At 65.1% G+C, this 16,566-nt stretch carries 17 protein-coding genes; 5 read left to right on the top strand and 12 right to left on the bottom strand.

The features are described from left to right. Positions 1–25: 25 nt before the first annotated feature. Together CO731_RS19610 and CO731_RS19605 are read right to left on the bottom strand one after the other, a co-directional pair. Entirely contained in the window at positions 26–1,618 is a 1,593-nt protein-coding gene (locus tag CO731_RS19610) for an ABC transporter substrate-binding protein (protein ID WP_108608450.1), read from the bottom strand. Further along, on the bottom strand, positions 1,618–2,289 hold the full coding sequence (locus tag CO731_RS19605; RefSeq protein ID WP_108608449.1) for an XRE family transcriptional regulator: 672 nt from the start codon (positions 2,287–2,289) through the stop codon (positions 1,618–1,620). Before CO731_RS19605 ends, CO731_RS19610 begins: the two co-directional genes overlap by 1 nt. Before the next feature lie 211 nt (positions 2,290–2,500). Here CO731_RS19605 and CO731_RS19600 point away from each other — a divergent pair, with 211 nt between their 5' ends. Genes CO731_RS19600 through CO731_RS19580 form a run of 5 tightly spaced genes read left to right on the top strand, consistent with a single transcriptional unit; the run spans position 2,501 to position 6,486 of the window. After that, positions 2,501–3,493: an ABC transporter permease gene (locus CO731_RS19600; protein ID WP_108609937.1), complete on the top strand. Its 993-nt coding sequence runs from the start codon at positions 2,501–2,503 to the stop codon at positions 3,491–3,493. Further along, a complete protein-coding gene (locus CO731_RS19595; protein WP_108608448.1) occupies positions 3,493–4,398 on the top strand; it encodes an ABC transporter permease in 906 nt (301 codons plus the stop codon). Before CO731_RS19600 ends, CO731_RS19595 begins: the two co-directional genes overlap by 1 nt. Next, positions 4,395–5,225 carry an ABC transporter ATP-binding protein gene (locus CO731_RS19590; RefSeq protein WP_108608447.1) on the top strand — a complete coding sequence of 277 codons (831 nt, stop codon included), beginning with the start codon at positions 4,395–4,397 and terminating at the stop codon, positions 5,223–5,225. Before CO731_RS19595 ends, CO731_RS19590 begins: the two co-directional genes overlap by 4 nt. Next, positions 5,222–5,965, top strand: a complete 744-nt coding sequence (locus tag CO731_RS19585) for an ABC transporter ATP-binding protein (RefSeq protein ID WP_108608446.1) — start codon at positions 5,222–5,224, stop codon at positions 5,963–5,965. Before CO731_RS19590 ends, CO731_RS19585 begins: the two co-directional genes overlap by 4 nt. Before the next feature lie 14 nt (positions 5,966–5,979). Continuing rightward, positions 5,980–6,486 (top strand): GAF domain-containing protein, encoded by a 507-nt coding sequence (locus tag CO731_RS19580; protein ID WP_108608445.1) that lies wholly within the window; start codon positions 5,980–5,982, stop codon positions 6,484–6,486. Between the two features lie 90 nt (positions 6,487–6,576). On the opposite strand, the gene CO731_RS19575 is transcribed toward CO731_RS19580, so the two are convergent. The 10 genes from CO731_RS19575 to nadA form a co-directional block, all read right to left on the bottom strand. Next, a complete protein-coding gene (locus CO731_RS19575) occupies positions 6,577–7,338 on the bottom strand; it encodes a hypothetical protein (RefSeq protein ID WP_159091664.1) in 762 nt (253 codons plus the stop codon). Positions 7,339–7,524: 186 nt separating this feature from the next. Continuing rightward, positions 7,525–7,977: an aspartate 1-decarboxylase gene (panD, locus tag CO731_RS19570; RefSeq protein ID WP_108608443.1), complete on the bottom strand. Its 453-nt coding sequence runs from the start codon at positions 7,975–7,977 to the stop codon at positions 7,525–7,527. A 29-nt stretch (positions 7,978–8,006) separates the two neighbouring features. Beyond that, a complete protein-coding gene (locus tag CO731_RS19565) occupies positions 8,007–8,990 on the bottom strand; it encodes a beta-ketoacyl-ACP synthase III (protein WP_108608442.1) in 984 nt (327 codons plus the stop codon). Then, positions 8,987–10,252, bottom strand: coding sequence for an adenosylmethionine--8-amino-7-oxononanoate transaminase (locus tag CO731_RS19560; protein WP_108608441.1), 1,266 nt, complete (start codon positions 10,250–10,252; stop codon positions 8,987–8,989). The genes CO731_RS19565 and CO731_RS19560 overlap by 4 nt, the downstream gene beginning before the upstream one ends. Beyond that, on the bottom strand, positions 10,249–10,887 hold the full coding sequence (gene bioD, locus CO731_RS19555; RefSeq protein WP_108608440.1) for a dethiobiotin synthase: 639 nt from the start codon (positions 10,885–10,887) through the stop codon (positions 10,249–10,251). Before bioD ends, CO731_RS19560 begins: the two co-directional genes overlap by 4 nt. Beyond that, complete coding sequence (locus CO731_RS19550; RefSeq protein WP_108608439.1) at positions 10,884–12,020, bottom strand: 8-amino-7-oxononanoate synthase; 1,137 nt, start codon at positions 12,018–12,020, stop codon at positions 10,884–10,886. The genes bioD and CO731_RS19550 overlap by 4 nt, the downstream gene beginning before the upstream one ends. Beyond that, positions 12,020–13,117: a biotin synthase BioB gene (gene bioB / locus CO731_RS19545; protein WP_245439417.1), complete on the bottom strand. Its 1,098-nt coding sequence runs from the start codon at positions 13,115–13,117 to the stop codon at positions 12,020–12,022. Before bioB ends, CO731_RS19550 begins: the two co-directional genes overlap by 1 nt. 62 nt (positions 13,118–13,179) lie before the next feature. Continuing rightward, on the bottom strand, positions 13,180–14,031 hold the full coding sequence (gene nadC / locus CO731_RS19540; RefSeq protein ID WP_108608438.1) for a carboxylating nicotinate-nucleotide diphosphorylase: 852 nt from the start codon (positions 14,029–14,031) through the stop codon (positions 13,180–13,182). Positions 14,032–14,034: 3 nt separating this feature from the next. Continuing rightward, positions 14,035–15,579, bottom strand: coding sequence for an L-aspartate oxidase (locus CO731_RS19535; RefSeq protein ID WP_108608437.1), 1,545 nt, complete (start codon positions 15,577–15,579; stop codon positions 14,035–14,037). Further along, a complete protein-coding gene (gene nadA, locus CO731_RS19530; protein WP_108609936.1) occupies positions 15,576–16,550 on the bottom strand; it encodes a quinolinate synthase NadA in 975 nt (324 codons plus the stop codon). Before nadA ends, CO731_RS19535 begins: the two co-directional genes overlap by 4 nt. Between the last annotated feature and the right edge of the window lie 16 nt (positions 16,551–16,566).

Genomic DNA, 16,566 nt, shown 5'->3' with positions numbered 1-16,566 from the left:
GGTCCCGGAAGTTCAGGCCGTCAGGTCAGTTCTTCTTGACGAGGCGGTAGTAGACGAAGTCGGAGGTTGCGCCGTTGACGTAGCCTTCGACGTTCTTCGCACGCGCCACTTGGGTCGCCGCCTGGAACATGATGACGATCGGCGACTTCTCCTGCACTTTCTTCTGCAGGTCGACATACATCGCGCTGCGCTTGGCCTGGTCAGGCTCGGCGAGTGCTGCCTTGGTCGCCTTGTTCAGCTCTTCCGGCACAGCCCAGCCGTTCCGCCACGTGGTGGTCGACTGATAGTGGTCGTCCGAGTTGTCCTCGTTGTAGGCGAACGCCTTGGCGTTGGAGTGCGGGTCCATGAAGTCAGGCCCCCAGTACAGCAGCATCGCCTCGTGGGTGCGGGCGCGGTACTTGGTGATCACCTGCGAGCCGGTGCCCGGGATGATCTCGAAGTTGATGCCGGCTTCCGCGAAGCTTGCCTGCAGCGACTGCGCCATGTCGGTGAACGGCGTCGAGTTGATGACGTCGAGCGTGACGGTGATCGGCGTCTTGATGCCGGCATCGGCCAGGATCTGCTTGGCTTTGGCCGGATCGTAGGTGTAGGGCGTCTCGTCGAGCGAGCCGGGGAAGCCCGAGGGCCAGAAGGCCTGGTGGGTCTGCATCTGGCCCTTCAGGAAGGTATCGGTCATGCCTTTGTAGTTGACCAGGTAGCGCGCGGCATCCCACACGGCTTCCGGCTGCAGGGCCTCGTCCTTCTGGTTGAACGACAGGAAGTGCACGGCCGCCTGCGGATACGTCTCGGTGATCAGCGTATCCTTGCCGGCGATCGTCGCGATCTGGTCCGACGTCAGGTTCTTGGCCATGTCTACGTCACCCGATTCCAGCAGCAGCTGCTGGGTCGCCGCTTCGGCGACGTGGCGGATGATGACGCCCTTGATCGCGGGTGCGCCGTTGAAATACTCGGCATTGGCCGTCAGGTTGATCAGTTCGCCCGGACGGAAGGTCTTCAGTACAAATGGGCCAGATCCTGCCGAATTCGACTTCAGCCAGCCATTGCCCATGTCGCCATTGGTCTCGTTGGCCTGCAGCGTGACCGCGTCGACCACCGAAGCGGGGCGGGCCGCGAGAACGTTGAGCACGAAGGCCGATGCGAAATCGCCCTCATACTTGACCACGACCTTGTTGCCGTCGGCCTTGACCATGGAATCGAAGTTTTCCGGCGTCCAGCCGAGCTGGGTCAGGATGAAGGCGGGCGCCTTGTTGAGCACGATGACGCGCTTCCACGAGTAGACCACGTCTTCGGCGCGCAGGGGATTGCCGGAGGTGAACTTGACGCCGTCGCGCAGCGTGAAGGTGATGGTCTTGGAGGCGTCGTCGGCTGCCCATTCCTTGGCGAGGCCGGCGGCCAGCGTCTTGGTGTCGGCGGCGTCGTACTGGACGAGACGGTCATAGGTCTGGGCGACATATTCGCCCGACGAGAACTCGTAGGCCTCTGCCGGGTCGATGCTGACGATGTCGTCGATGTTCTGCGCCACCACGAGAATGTCGGCCGGCGTAGCGGCCAGGCTGATCGCCGGCGTCATCGGCATGGCCAGCGCCGCCGCAAGCAGCGCGGCTTTGAACAGTTTCATCATTTTCTCTCCTTTTTGGTTCCCGGTTCCTTTGTCTCGGCCCGTGAACCGCGCAGGGCCGGATGCTCCGTGCGTGACCTGAACATCGGCAAGGTGCCGGTCCAGAGCATGCGCGCGAATTTGTCGGTGTCGTTGGACCATGAATGCGGACGATTGCCGCGGAAATGCAGGCTGTCGCCGGCCGTAAGCACCATCTCGTCGTCCTCGAGGCGCTGAGTGATCGAGCCTTCGAGGATGAACAGGATTTCCTCGCCCTCGTGGCTGACCGTCTCGGAGCGATAGCCTGGCGGAACATTGAGGATGAAGGAGGACAACACATTGCCGGTAAAGTCGGCGGCGATACGCTCGTAGACGATCGACGATCCGTCGACCGAGAAGCGGTTGCGCTGGTCGGCGCGGGTCAGCCCGTCCTCCATCGACGGGGTGGCGATGAAATAATCCACAGCCACGTCGAGGCTGCGGGCGAGCTGGGCGAGGGTGCCTAGCGACGGGGTAGCATGGTCGCGTTCGACCTGGCTGAGATAACCGACGGAAATGCCCGCCGCATCGCACAATTCCTGCAATGTCAGCGACAGCTGGCGACGGCGTGCACGGATCAGCGCACCCACCTTTGGCTGGCTCGCCGTCGCGTTCTTGCTGGCCTCGGAGGACACGCTGAATTTTGCTCCCATCAAAATTTTTTTGATCTAAGCAAAATTATTTGTATAGTCCAAGTGGAATTTTGCTCGACAGACAACATCCGTGCCGCATTCGCAGCGCGGCCAATGTGGTAGGAACAGACACCGCGTGGCATCAGAAATCGACTCCGCCGCTCAGGCGCTTCCAACAGGGCCCGGCGGCTCGTCGCGCAATGCGCGGCACGCCTGGAAAACGCTGAAGGGCGTGCTTGGCGTCCTCGTCGCCGTCGCATTCACCTTCCTCGGCCTCCTGGCCATCACCTTCTTCATCGGCCGCGTCGTGCCGATCGATCCGGTGCTCGCCGTCGTCGGCGATAGGGCCCCGCGCGCCGTCTATGAGGCCGCGCGCATCGAGATGGGCCTCGACAAGCCGCTGATCGTGCAGTTCTTCCACTATGTCGGCAATGTCCTGACCGGCGACCTCGGCATGTCGGTGTCGACGGGCAAGCCCGTGGCTGAGGACCTGGCCCGCGTCTTCCCGGCGACCCTCGAGATGGCCACGCTCGGCATCATCATCGGCGTGCTTTTGGGCGTGCCGATGGGCGTCTATGCGGCCAGCCGCCAGGGCAGCCTCGTCGACCAGGTCATCCGAGTCGTCGGCCTGCTCGGCTATTCGGTGCCGGCCTTCTGGCTCGGCCTCGTCGGTCTCGCGCTGTTCTATGCCAAGTTGCAATGGGTCGGTGGTCCCGGCCGGCTCGACATCTTCTATGACGGCATGGTCGACCCGGTGACGGGCCTGATCCTCATCGACAGCCTGATTGCCGGTGAGACCGATATCTTCTTCAATGCGCTCTCGCACATCGCATTGCCGGCAGCCGTGCTCGGCTTCTTCAGCCTGGCATACATCGCCCGCATGACGCGTTCCTTCATGCTCGACCAGCTGGCGCAGGAATATGTCACCACAGCCCGCGTCAAGGGCGTGTCGGAGCGGCTGGTGCTGTGGCGCCATGCCTTCCGTCCGATCCTTGTGCCGCTGATCACCGTCATAGGCCTGTCCTATGCCGGTCTGCTCGAAGGGTCGGTGATGATCGAGACCGTCTTTTCCTGGCCCGGCATCGGCAATTACCTGACCACGGCGCTGCTCAACGCCGACATGAACGCCGTGCTCGGCTCGACGCTGGTCATCGGCGCGGTCTTCATCGGCATCAACAAGATTTCGGACGTGATCTACCGCGTCCTCGACCCGAGGGCACGCTGATGGCGACGACACGTGACTGGCTTCTCGACGATTCGCCGTCCTCGCGCCTGCAGGCGCGTCTCGGCCGCAGCTACCGGCTGAGCCGTGCGTTGGCGCGCAACCCGCTGGCGATGGTCGGCGCTATCATCGTGCTGACGCTGATCCTAGTGGCTTTGTTCGCGCCCTGGATCGCTACCCATTCGCCGGTCGGCCAGGATTTGGCGATGCGGCTCAAGCCGCCGAGCTGGGACAACTGGATGGGCACCGACGAACTCGGCCGCGACATCTGGAGCCGCGTCGTCTATGGCGCGCGCATCACCCTGATGATCGTGGCGTTGGTGGCCGTGCTCGCCGCCCCCGTCGGCCTCGTCATCGGCGCCGTCGCCGGCTATTTCGGCGGCTGGACCGACCGTATCCTGATGGGCATCACCGATATCTTCCTGTCGATGCCGAAGCTGATCCTGGCGCTGGCCTTCGTCGCGGCCCTCGGGCCCGGTATCCAGAACGCCATCATCGCCATCGCGATCGCCACCTGGCCCGGCTATGCCCGCATCGCCCGTGCCGAGACGTTGACGATTCGCAACTCGGAATTCGTCGCCGCGGTCGAGCTGCAGGGCGCCTCGTCGTTCCGCGTCATCGTCAACCACATCCTGCCGCTGTGCACGTCGTCGATGATTATCCGCGTCACGCTCGACATGGCCGGCATCATCCTGACCGCCGCCGGTCTCGGCTTCATCGGCCTCGGCGCGCAGCCGCCGTTGCCCGAATGGGGCGCGATGATCTCGCGCGGCCGTTCCTTCATCCTCGACCAGTGGTGGGTTGCGACCATGCCTGGCTTTGCCATCGTCATCGTCAGCCTCGGCTTCTGCTTCCTCGGAGACGGCCTGCGCGATGTGCTCGACCCCAAGCATGGAGACCGCCAATGAGCGCCTTGCTTGAAATCGAGAACCTGCGGGCCACCTTCCCGACCGCGCGGGGTCCGATCGACGTGGTCAAGGGCCTGTCGCTCACGCTCGGCCGCGAACGCCTCGGCATCGTCGGCGAAAGCGGCTCCGGCAAGTCCATGACCGGCCGCTCGATCCTGCGGCTGATCCGTGCGCCCGGCAAGGTCACCGCCGACAAGCTGCGCTTCGACGGCATTGATCTGCTCGCCCAATCGGAACGGCAGATGCGCTCTATCCGCGGCGCTCGCATTTCCATGGTCATGCAGGACCCGAAATTCTCGCTGAACCCTGTCATGACCATCGGCGATCAGATCGCCGAGGCGCTGCTGACTCACCAGAAGCTCGGCCGTGCCGATATCAGGGGCCGCACGCTCGCCATGCTGGAAGCCGTGCGCATCAACGACCCCGAGCGCGTGCTCGGCCTCTACCCGCACGAAGTGTCGGGCGGCATGGGCCAGCGCGTCATGATCGCCATGATGCTCATCCCCGAGCCGGACCTGCTCATCGCCGACGAGCCGACATCGGCCCTCGACGTCTCTGTCCAGGCGCAGGTGCTCGAGATCATCGACGACCTGGTCAAGCGCAAGGGCATGGGCCTGATCCTGATCAGCCACGACCTCGACCTGGTCTCGGCCTATTGCGACCGCATCCTGGTGATGCGCGGCGGCGAGGTGGTGGAGGAGTGTGTCGCGGGCGAACTCCGCAATGCCAAGCATCCCTACACGCGCGGCCTGCTCGCCTCGATCCCGCGTCTCGACGAGGATCGCGAAGAGCTGCCTGTCCTGCAACGCGACGAGGCTTCGACATGAGCGCGCTGAAGATCGAAAACCTCGACATCTCCTACGGCGATTCGAAGGTCACTCACGGCATCGGTTTCGACGTTGCCGAGGGCGAGAGCTTCGCGCTCGTCGGCGAAAGCGGGTCTGGCAAGACCACCGTGCTCAAGGCCATTGCCGGCATGGCCAGGAGTTGGACCGGCTCCATCACCGCCTTCGGCCACGCCCGCACGCCGGGCATCGACCGCGGTTTCGCCAGGCAGTGCCAGATGGTGTTCCAGGATCCATACGGCTCGCTGCACCCGCGCAAGACTGTCGATGCGACGCTGAGCGAGCCCCTAGCCATCCACGGTGTCAGTGACAGCGGTGCGCGAGTCGACGAGGTGATGCAGTCGGTCGGCCTCGACCGGCGTTTCCGCTTCCGCTTCCCGCACCAGCTTTCGGGCGGCCAGCGCCAGCGCGTTGCTATTGCACGCGCCCTGATCCTCAAGCCCAAGCTGCTGTTGCTCGACGAGCCGACTTCGGCGCTCGACGTGTCGGTGCAGGCAGAAATCCTCAACCTGCTCAAGCGCTTGCGCCGTGAGCAGGGGCTGACCTACCTGATGGTCACCCACAATCTTCCCGTCGTTTCGTTCCTGTGCGATCGCTTGGCCGTCATGCGCCACGGCCGGGTCGTCGAGGTCGCCAGCGTCGACCAGCTCAAGCGTGGCGAACTGCAGGACGCATATTCGCGTGAACTGACCAGGTTCAGCGCGTCTCATCCCAAGACTTGAAATAGAGGTACATCATGACAGAGACCAAACTCGCCGAGGCGCTCGTCGCCTTCGATGCCGCCATTGCGACCACGACCGAAGTCGAGGGCGTGTGGAAGGCCCTGCAGGCGCTGGCCGATGTCGTCGTCGGCGCCAAGCTCTTCACGGTGATGAAGCTCGACTGGGCCAGCGAGCTTTCGAGCCGCACCTACACCAGCCACCCGGACACCTATCCGGTCTCCGGCACCAAGCCGATGAACCGCACCCACTGGTTCGACACGATCCACGTCCAGCGCAAGCCCTTCGTCGCCAACACCATCAAGGACATCGCCGACGTCTTCCCCGACCACGAGACGATCTGGTCGCTCGGCTGCGGGTCGGTGCTCAACTGGCCGGTCTTCGTCGGCGACACCATGCTCGGCACCGTCAACATGCTGCACGAGGAGCATTACTACACGCCCCAGCGGGTCGAGGCGGCCAACCGCCTGTCGCTTGCTGCCAAGGGTGCCTTCCTCGCCGTCGAGCACCTGGAGCGCCGCTAGGTCCTCCGATGCCGTCATGACCGCGGTGTATTGCCGGCGCTTCCCCGCGCCGGCAGCCTACTTCACGGGGGGATCTAGGATCAGCCCTCTCTAGGTTCCCGCGAGGATTTCTGCGAGCGGGCTGCCGGGTGGCGGGTTGAACGTCGGCGCAATCGAGTTGTTGTACAGGTGGATCGCGTAGGTCCGTGGCGTCGTGACGTCCTTGATCGACAGCTCAGCGTCGAAGAGCAAGTCGGTCATCGCTTGATGAACAGGATAAAAGGCGTCCATCGGGAGCGCCCTGTCTGCCAGCCCGTATTTCTTGATGAGAAAGGTGAGCAGTTGGGGGCCAGTCGTCCCCCATCGGGTCCGCCTGATGTCACGCCCAAACCCTAATTTCATGAGGCGATTGTAGGCCGCTTTCTTAACTGGCGACCACCATGGGGCAATGAAATGTCGGCCGGAGGTGCATTGGACGAGGCTCTTGACGAGATCGCTGTCGGCTGGTGCTTTCAGCACCGCACAATTGATGACATCCTTCTTCTCCCACCCGAAAAGCCATTGTTGCTCGGGAAACGGCCGAACGCAGTAGACGTCGCAGTCGGCGTAGATGCCGAGCCCTGCCTCAAGCAGCCTGTAGCGGTAGATGTTTGCGGTCAGCGCCAGGCTCTTCTCGTACTTGTAGGCCACGATCTCGCTCTGCGACAGCAACTGCGATGCGTCGAAGATCTCGACGCCATCGGGCGTGTCCTTGGGCGCGTCGAACGCGTGTAGCACCGTACGATGTCCATGTCGCCGAAAAGAGCGGATGCATGCGGCATGCAATGGACCGAGCTTCTCGCCGATCCAGATGAAATTGACGGTTTCGCCCATGGTGCCTTGCATTTGCTGGTCGGGGTCAAGCTGGCCGAACTGGAAGGCCTTCACGGGCACGAGTTGTTCCGACGACCGCCCGCACATGCCGTTGGTTGCATCCTTGCGGGAAATTCAGCCGTGCGGCAATAGAACGTCTAGCCGTGGGCGATGGTCCTCCTGGAGCCTCGGCGTCTGCTGCAAGCTCTAATGGCTGCTTACCAACGCGGGTATCGAAAGCCTCGCACTGGTCTCGTCCAGGATGGAGAAGCTGTAACGGCCGAACTGGTCTCGCTCGACCGAATAGGTCAGCCGGTCGGCGATGCGGTTGTCCTTGTCGAAGGTCAGCACGCGTGGCTTGAGCGTGGTGATCTCATTCTCCGTCACATAGACCGAGTTGCAGATGATGATCTGGTCGCCGGCCTGGCACGTGCGGGCGGCAGCACCGTTGAGGATGCAGCAGCGCGAGCCGCGTTCGCCGAGGATCACATAGGTCGAGATACGCGCACCGGAACTCTTGTTCCAGATTTCGACGAACTCCATCGGCAGGATCCCTGCTTCCTCGCAATGGTCGGGGTCGAGGGTGATCGAGCCGTGATAGCTGAGGTTGGCTTCGGTGACGTGGATGCCGTGCAGCTTGCCGGCGACGATCTTGCGCATTTTTCCTCCTGCTAAGCCAACGTCGTTTCTTACATTCCCACCACCAGCGCACCGCCGGTCAGGCCCGCGCCGGCTGCTGCGAGCAGCAGCTTTTCGCCGCGCTGCAACGGCGCTGCCTGGTGCGCCAGCGACAGCGACAGCGGGATCGTCGCGGCCGACGAATTGCCGTAGTCGGCGATGGTCTTGACGATCCTGTCATCGGCGATGCCAAGTGACTTGCCCACCGCGTTGAAGATGCGGGCATTGGCCTGATGCGGCACGAAGCGGCTGACGGCGGCAGTGTCCAGCCCCGCAGCTGTGAGCGCGTCCGTCGAGCAGCGGCTCATCATCTCGACAGCCTTAGCGAAGACCGCGCGCCCGTCGGCGATGGTCATGCGCGTCTCGGCAATGTCGAGTTCGTCGGCGAAGGGTCGGTTGCTACCACCGGCGGGAATCTGGATCAGGCCATAGCCGGAGCCGTCAGCTGCAACCGACGCACCCAGGATGCCGTGGCCGGGGTCGTCGGATGGGCCGAGCACCACGGCACCGGCAGCGTCGGCGAACAGCACGGCACTCGCCCGTTCTGCCGGGTTGATGCGACGGCTGAGGAGGTTGGCGGCGATGACCACCGCCGGCTTGTTGTGCAGCCGCACGAAACCGTCGGCGAAGGTCATGGCGTAGATGAATCCGGCGCAGGCGCCGGCGAGGTCGACGCCGCCCGCATTACCGAGGCCGAGCTTGTGGGCCACCAGTGGCGCGCTCGGCGGCAGCAGGTGGTCTGGCGTCGAGGTGGCGAGCAGCAGCAGGCCGATCTCACTTCGGTTGATGCCGGCAGCTTCGAGCGCCATGTCTCCGGCCTTGGCTGCCAGTCCCGACAGTGTGTCCCCGGGTTCCGCCCAGAAGCGCGAGCGGATGCCGGTGCGGCCCTCGATCCAGCCGGCATCGAGACCGAGGCTGGCCTCGATCTCGGCGTTGCCTACCTTGCGGCCAGGTACATGGTGGCCCAAGCCGAGGATACGGGCCGAGCGGTTCACGCGGCGCGGCCCGCGAGGTTGGCGGCCTCGTCCACGGCGTCATAGAGCCGGTCGAGTTCGCCTGACGTCACGCAGTAGGGCGGTAGCACATAGATGACGTTACCAAGTGGCCTGACCAGCAACCCGCGCTCGAGGAAGAACGCGCGCAGCTTGGGCCCGACCTCGGCGAGATAGCCTGATTTGCCGACGCGCAGGTCGAGCGCGGCGATGGTTCCCGCGGTGCGTACATTCTCGAAGCGCGGGTCATCGCCGAACCGCGCGACCTTCTCGGCCTGCATCCGCGACAGCGCCGCGATGCGCTCAGCCACCGGCTCGTCGCGCCATATCGTGACATTGGCGAGCGCGGCAGCACAGGCGATCGGGTTCGCCGTATAAGAGCTCGAATGGAAGAAGGTCTTGGCGCGGTCGGTGGAGAAATGCGCCCGGAACACCGCGTCGGTTGCCAGCGTCGCCGCGAGTGGCACTGAGCCGCCGGTCAGGCCCTTGGAGGTGCAGAGGATGTCTGGCGCTATCCCCGCCTGCTCGCAGGCGAACATCGTCCCGGTCCGGCCCCAGCCGGTCATCACTTCGTCTGCGATGAGCAGCGTGCCCGATTTCTCGGCGATGCGCTTGAGTTCGATCAGCACCCCGGCCGGATACATCAGCATGCCGCCGGCGCCCAGCACCAGCGGCTCGACGATGAGGGCTGCGGCCTTGCCGTCGCGGGTCAGCGCCTCGAAGTTGTCGAGCGTCTCCTGCTCGCGACCCGGCGCGGGGAAAGGGATGGTGTCGACCTCGAACAGCAGCGGGTCGTAGGCGGCGTTGAACACGCCGCGCGCGCCGACGCTCATCGTGCCGATGGTGTCGCCATGATAGCTGTGTTCCATGACGACGATGCGCGAACGGGCGTCACCGTTGTTGCGGTGGAAGCCCAGCGCCATCTTCAGCGCCACCTCGACGCTTGTAGAGCCGCTGTCGGAATAGAACACCCAGTCGAGCCCGGCAGGCGCCATGTCGGCCAGTGCCGAGGCCAATTGCTCCGCCGGTTCGTGGGTCAGGCCGGCGAAGATGACCTGGTCGAGCGTTTCGGTGGCGTTGCGGATCGCACTGACGATTTTCGGATGCCTGTGGCCGTGGGTGACGACCCACCAGGACGAGATCGCGTCGAGGATGCGCTTGCCATCTGATGTCTCGACATAAGCGCCCTCGGTGCGCACAATCGTCGGCGGCACCGGTTCCGTGGCGTGCTGGGTGAAGGGATGCCAGACGGCTGAACGGCTCATCGCCTGGCCTCCAGGAAGTCGGCTGTCTTGAAATTCGCGCGCATGGCTTCAGCCAGTGTTTCAGGCGTCAGCTGGTCGAGCCGGGGCAGGCGGCCAAGCACGCGCACCTTGCCCATTTCGGCGATGGTTCGCTGTGTGTCGGCCATCTCGTCGCCGATGAAGGCTATTCCCAGTAGCGGAATCGCGCGGCTGCGCAACGCCTCGATGGAGAGCAGCGTGTGGTTGATCGTGCCGAGCCCGGTGCGGGCGCACAGCACCACCGGTGCTGCCCAGCGCGCGAAGACGTCGATGTAGAGTGTCCGCCGGTTGACCGGCACCATCAGCCCGCCCGCGCCCTCGACAACGAGTGGCCGGTTGGTTGTGGGCAGGGTGAGCGCATCGGCATCGATCTCCACGCCGTCGAGCTCCGCGGCGCGGTGCGGCGACAGCGGTTCCTTCAGCCGCCAAGCCTCCGGCAACACACGATCCGGAGAAGGCTGGGCGAGCCGGGCAACGACCTGGCTGTCGGTCTCTTCCTCGATGCCCGATTGCACCGGCTTCCAGTATGTGCCGTCGAGCAGGGCGGTGAGGCCTGCGGCGAACACGGTCTTGCCGATCCCGGTGTCGGTGCCTGTCACGACGATCGCCTGGCTCATCGGTCCCATTCCTCGGCAAGGGCGTTGAACAACGCCGAAACGTCGTGCTCGCCGATGTTCAGCGTCAGCGAGATCCTGAGCCGGGCCGTGCCTTCCGGCACGGTCGGTGGGCGGATGCCACGCACGTCGAAGCCGCGGGCCTGCAGGCCTTCGGCCAGCGCCACGGCGCGGCCGTTGTCGCCGACGATGATGGGCAATATCTGCGAGCCGCTTGGCTTGAAACCCAGTGCCTGTGCCCGTTTTCCTGCCAGCGCGACAAGCCCGGCCAGTTGCTCCCGGCGTTCGGGTTCGTCGGCGAGGATATCGAGCGCTTCCATGGCCGCCACCGCCATCAGCGGCGAGGGCGCCGTGGCATAGATGAAGGGCCGGCAACGGTTGACGATGTAGTCACACAGCACTGCCGGCGCCGTGATCAGTGCGCCGGAACCGCCCAGCGCCTTGCCGCAGGTGTGCAGCACCACGACGTTGTCGCGGCCTTCGAGATGATGCGCCAGCCCACGCCCATCAGGGCCATGGACGCCGGTGGCATGCGCTTCGTCGACGAACAGGAAGGCGTCGTGCCGGTCGGCAACGGCCATCAATTCGTCCAGCGGGGCGCGGTCGCCATCCATGCTGTAGAGGCTTTCGGCCGCGATCCACGGCCGGCCGGTGCCGCCCTTGGTACGCCAGGCACTGATAGCGTCACCGACCGCATTGGCATCGTTGTGCCTGGCTTCCACCACTTCGGCGCGGCCGGCGCGTGCGCCTTCATGGGCACTGGCGTGGATCAGCTCGTCGAGCACGATCAGGTCGCCCTTCTGCGGCAGGGTTGTCAGCATGGCGAAATTGGCGACATAGCCGCCGCCGAAGAACAGCGCCCGCTCGGCGCCGAAGAAGCGGGCTGCCTTGGCCTCAAGCGCCTCGTGCTCGGGGTCGTTGCCGCGCAGCAGCCGCGAGCCGGTGGCGCCGACAGGCGTACCGTTGGCGAGTGCGGTGGCAACCGAGTCGGCCAAACGCTTCGAGCCGGCAAGCCCGAGATAGTCGTTGGAAGCGAAGTCGAGCCCGGAGCGGCCGCTGAGCGCCCGCAGCCGGCTCTTGCGGGCCAGCCCGCGCAGGCTGGCTTCGTAGCGGTCGAGCAGGGCTCGTCCGTTCATTAGAGCGCCGCGCGTCCTGCGGGACGCGTAAAGGACGCTCTATCACTTTGAGTTTGCGCATCGTGCCCACCGAGAATCGGTTCCGATTCTCGGGCCGATGCGCTGGCGTCGCGCTCCATCGGCTGGATGCCGAGACGGCGGAACAGCGCAGTGTCCTTGTCTTCCCCGGGGTTCTCGGCGGTCAGCAGCGTGTCGCCGACGAAGATCGAGTTGGCGCCGGCAAAGAAGCACAGCGCCTGCATCTCGTCGCTCATCGCCGTGCGCCCGGCGGACAGGCGGACATGCGACTTGGGCATCATGATGCGCGCGAGTGCGATAGTGCGCACGAACTCGATCGGCTCGATGGGCTCGGCTTCGCCCAGCGGCGTGCCTTCGATCGGGATCAGCATGTTGATCGGCACGCTGTCGGGATGCTCGGGCAGGTTGGCCAGCGTCACCAGCATGTCGACGCGGTCGGCCTTCTCCTCGCCCATGCCGACGATGCCGCCGCAGCAGACCTTGATGCCGCTGTCGCGGACGTTGGCGAGGGTGTCCAGACGGTCGGCGAAGGTGCGGGTGGTGATGATTTCGTTGTAGTAGCGTTCGGAGGTGTCGATGTTGTGGTTGTAATAGTCGAGGCCGGCCTCTTTCAAGCGCTGCGCCTGGCCGAGATCGAGCATGCCGAGCGTCATGCAGCTCTCCATGCCGAGTTCCTTGACGCCCTCGATCATGGCAACGACGGCATCCATGTCGCGCTCCTTCGGGCTGCGCCAGGCAGCGCCCATGCAGTAGCGCGTCGCGCCGGCGTCCTTCGCCTTCTTGGCTTCGGCGAGAACGCGCTGCACTTCCATCAGCTTGGAGGCCTTGAGGCCGGATTCGTGACGTGACGATTGGCTGCAATAGCCGCAATCCTCGGGGCAGCCGCCGGTCTTGATCGACAGCAGGCGCGAAAGCTGCACCCGGTTGGGGTCGAAATTCTGACGATGCACCGTCTGCGCGCGAAACAGCAGGTCGTTGAAGGGCAGGTCGTAGATCGCCTGCGCTTCCGCGCGGCTCCACTGGGGATGCGCCCCGTTGATCTCAGTCGCGGCTGCATTGAGGTGCAAATCGGCGTTCATGCGCTCTCCATTGCCAAGATGTGTCTTTGCCATGCCCACCCGGGGCGGGACCATTGCCCCCGTCAAGGGGCCGTGTCCAGTCCAATATCGAGGATCGGCGCGCTGTGCGTCACCCAGCCGACCGAAATGAGGTCGACGCCACTAGCCGCAATATCAGGCGCCGTCGTCGGGTTTACACGCCCCGAAGCTTCGGTGATGGCTTGGCCGCCGACCATTTTCACAGCGCGGGCAAGTGTCTCGGGCGTCATGTTGTCGAGGAGGACCGCGTCGACGCCGAGCGCCAGCACTTCATCCAGCTGTTCGAGCGTGTCGACTTCGACCTCGATCTTCACCAGATGCCCGACATTGGCCTTGGCCCGCTCGATCGCCTGCTTCACGCCGCCTGCGATGGCGATGTGGTTGTCCTTGATCAGCACGGCGTCGTCGAGGCCGAAGCGGTGGTTGGAGCCGCCGCCTGCTCGCACCGCGTATTTTTCCAGCGCGCGCAGGCCCGGCGTGGTTTTCCGGGTGCAGACGATGCTTGCCTTGTGGCTGCGCACGGCCTCGACGATGCCTGCGGTGGCGGTGGCGATGCCGCTGAGATGGCAAAGGAAGTTGAGCGCGACGCGCTCGGCGGTCAGAAGTCCGCGCGCTGGTCCGCTGAGCGTGGCGATGACATCGCCGGCCACGAGCACGCTGCCGTCCGGTCTGGCGACCTTGATATCGATGGCTGGGTCGATGAGCCGAAAGGCGAGTGCCGCCAGATCGAGCCCGGCGACCACGCCCGGCTGGCGCGCCGCGAGCACGACTGTCGCCCGGTGGTCGGCGGGCACGACGGCCTCGGTGGTGATGTCGCCGGCGCGGCCGAGGTCTTCCAGAAGTGCTGCGCGGACCAGCGGCTCGAGCATGATCTGGGGCAGGGGCGAGAGGTTCATTTGTCAGGCGCTCCGTGCAAGCGGCGTGGCGTCGATTGCTGCAGCTGTCTCCAGTGCCTCGACCAACGTGATCTTCGAGCGGCGTGCGACAGCACTGCGAAGCGGGAAGTCGGCCCGGCAATGCGCGCCACGGCTTTCCTCGCGCCGAAGGGCGGCGACAACCATTATCAGCGCCACCGCCGCCGGCTCTGCGGCTGAAGTGCTTCCCCTGGCAAGAGGCAGCAGCGTCGACGCCGCATCGCGCAGGCTTTCGCCGTCGCGCAACACGCCCAGCGCGGGCGAGACGATGCTGCGAACCAGCGCGGGATCGGCGCGTGCAGGTGCTGCTGCAGGAATTGCGATGGTCTTCCGTTCCATGCTCGACGAGGCGGCCACGCTTTCGGCCACCCAACCCGCCATCACCACCGCTTCGGTCAGCGAATTGCTGGCTAGCCGGTTGGCGCCATGCAGGCCGGTCGAGGCGACCTCGCCACAGGCCCACAAGCCCGCCACCGAGCTGCAGCCTTCTGCGTTCACGGCGACGCCGCCCATGTGGTAATGCGCCGCCGGCCGTACCGGGATCGGATCGACCGCGGGGTCGATGCCAGCCTCGCTGCAGTAACTGGCAATGGTCGGGAAGCGGCCGGCAAAGCTTGCGCCCAGGCAGGCGCGCGTATCGAGAAACACCCGGTGCCCACGAGCCAGATGTCGGTGCACGCCGCGCGCCACGGTATCACGTGTACCAAGTTCCGCGCCCGGCAGGTCGGCAAGAAAACGCCGGCCCGTCTCGTCGATCAGTATGGCGCCTTCGCCGCGCACCGCCTCGCTGATCAGCCGCATCGGGCGCTGCGGTCCGTCGAGCGCGGTCGGGTGGAACTGTACGAATTCGAGATCGGCGAGTTCGGCTCCCGCACGTGCCGCAAGCGCCAGTCCCTGGCCGAAGCAGCCGAGCGGATTGGTGGTGTCACGGAACAAGCCGCCGACACCGCCGGTGGCGAGCACCACGCGACTGGTTGCAAGCACTAGGTCGCCCGATGCGCCCGCAGCGTTCACGCCTGCGATTGTGCCGTCCTCGACCAGCAGCCGCCGGGCTTCGAAACCTTCGACAACCGTGATTGATACAGTTCGCCTGACGGCTGCGACAAGCGCCCGCATCAACTCGCTGCCGGTCGCCGCGCCGGCTGCATGCACGATACGCCGGCGGCTATGCGCGGCCTCCAGCCCAAGATGCAGCCCACGACCCGTTGCCCGGTCGAAAGCGACGCCGAAATGTTCCAGCTTCGCGATTGCGGCAGGCGCCGCCTCGACGACGCGCCTGACCACGACTTCGTCGCAAAGCCCGTCGCCGGCTGCCAGTGTGTCGGCGAGATGCAAGGCAGGGCTGTCGTCGCTGCCGATGCTGGCGGCGAGCCCGCCTTGGGCCAGCGCGCTCGACGCTTCGTAGCCGAGCGGTGCCGCTGACAACAGCACGACCGGCTCCGGTGCCATCTCCAGCGCCGTCACCAGCCCGGCCAGACCGCCGCCGATGATGACGGGACGACCGGAAAGCGCGCGGAAATCGAAGCTCATACGGCGAGCATCCGCTCGACCGCCAGGCGGGCGCGCACGGCAACTGTGGGGTCGATGGTCACGGCATGTTCGTTGCGCTCCAATGCCGAGCGGATGTTGCCGAGCGTGATCCGCTTCATGTGCGGGCAGAGATTGCAGGGCCGGATGAATTCGACATCGGGGTGCTCGACCGCGACGTTGTCGCTCATCGAGCATTCCGTCACCAGCACGACGCGTGCCGGTTTCTCCCTGCCGACATAGTCCGACATTGCAGCGGTCGAGCCGGCGAAATCGGCCTCGGCGACCACCTCCGGCGGGCATTCCGGGTGTGCCAGCACGGTGACGCCGGGATGGGCGGCACGCATCTCGCGGATGTCTTCGGGGGTGAAGCGCTCATGCACCTCGCAATGGCCCTTCCAGGCGATGATCTCGACATCGGTCTGCTTTGCGATGTTCTGCGCCAGGTACTCGTCGGGCAGCATCAGTACGCGCGGCACGCCCAGCGACTCGACGACCGCCTTGGCATTGCCCGAGGTGCAGCAGATGTCCGACTCGGCCTTCACCGCGGCCGAGGTGTTGACGTAGGTCACGACAGGCACGCCGGGGTAGCGCTGGCGCAGCAGACGGATGTCTTGGGGCGTGATCGAATCGGCCAGCGAGCAGCCCGCGCGCATGTCAGGGATCAGCACCGTCTTGGACGGGTTCAGCAGCTTTGCCGTCTCAGCCATGAAATGAACGCCGGCGAGCACGATCACGTCGGCCTCGACCTCCATCGCCTTGCGGGCGAGCGCCAGACTGTCGCCGACGATGTCGGCGACGCAATGGAAGATTTCCGGCGTCTGGTAGTTATGCGCCAGGATGACGGCGTTGCGCTCGCGCTTCAGCTTCAGAATGGCGTCGATGTCGTCTGAAAACACCGGCCATTCGATGGCGGGAATGATGCGCTGGACGCGGTCATAGAGCGAGGCGGCGGAAAGGGTCATGCCAGACATAATCATCCTTATTATG

It is taken from the genome of Aminobacter sp. MSH1 (assembly GCF_003071665.1).
Lineage (GTDB): Bacteria > Pseudomonadota > Alphaproteobacteria > Rhizobiales > Rhizobiaceae > Aminobacter > Aminobacter niigataensis.
This window is presented reverse-complemented; position numbering and strand designations above follow the sequence as displayed.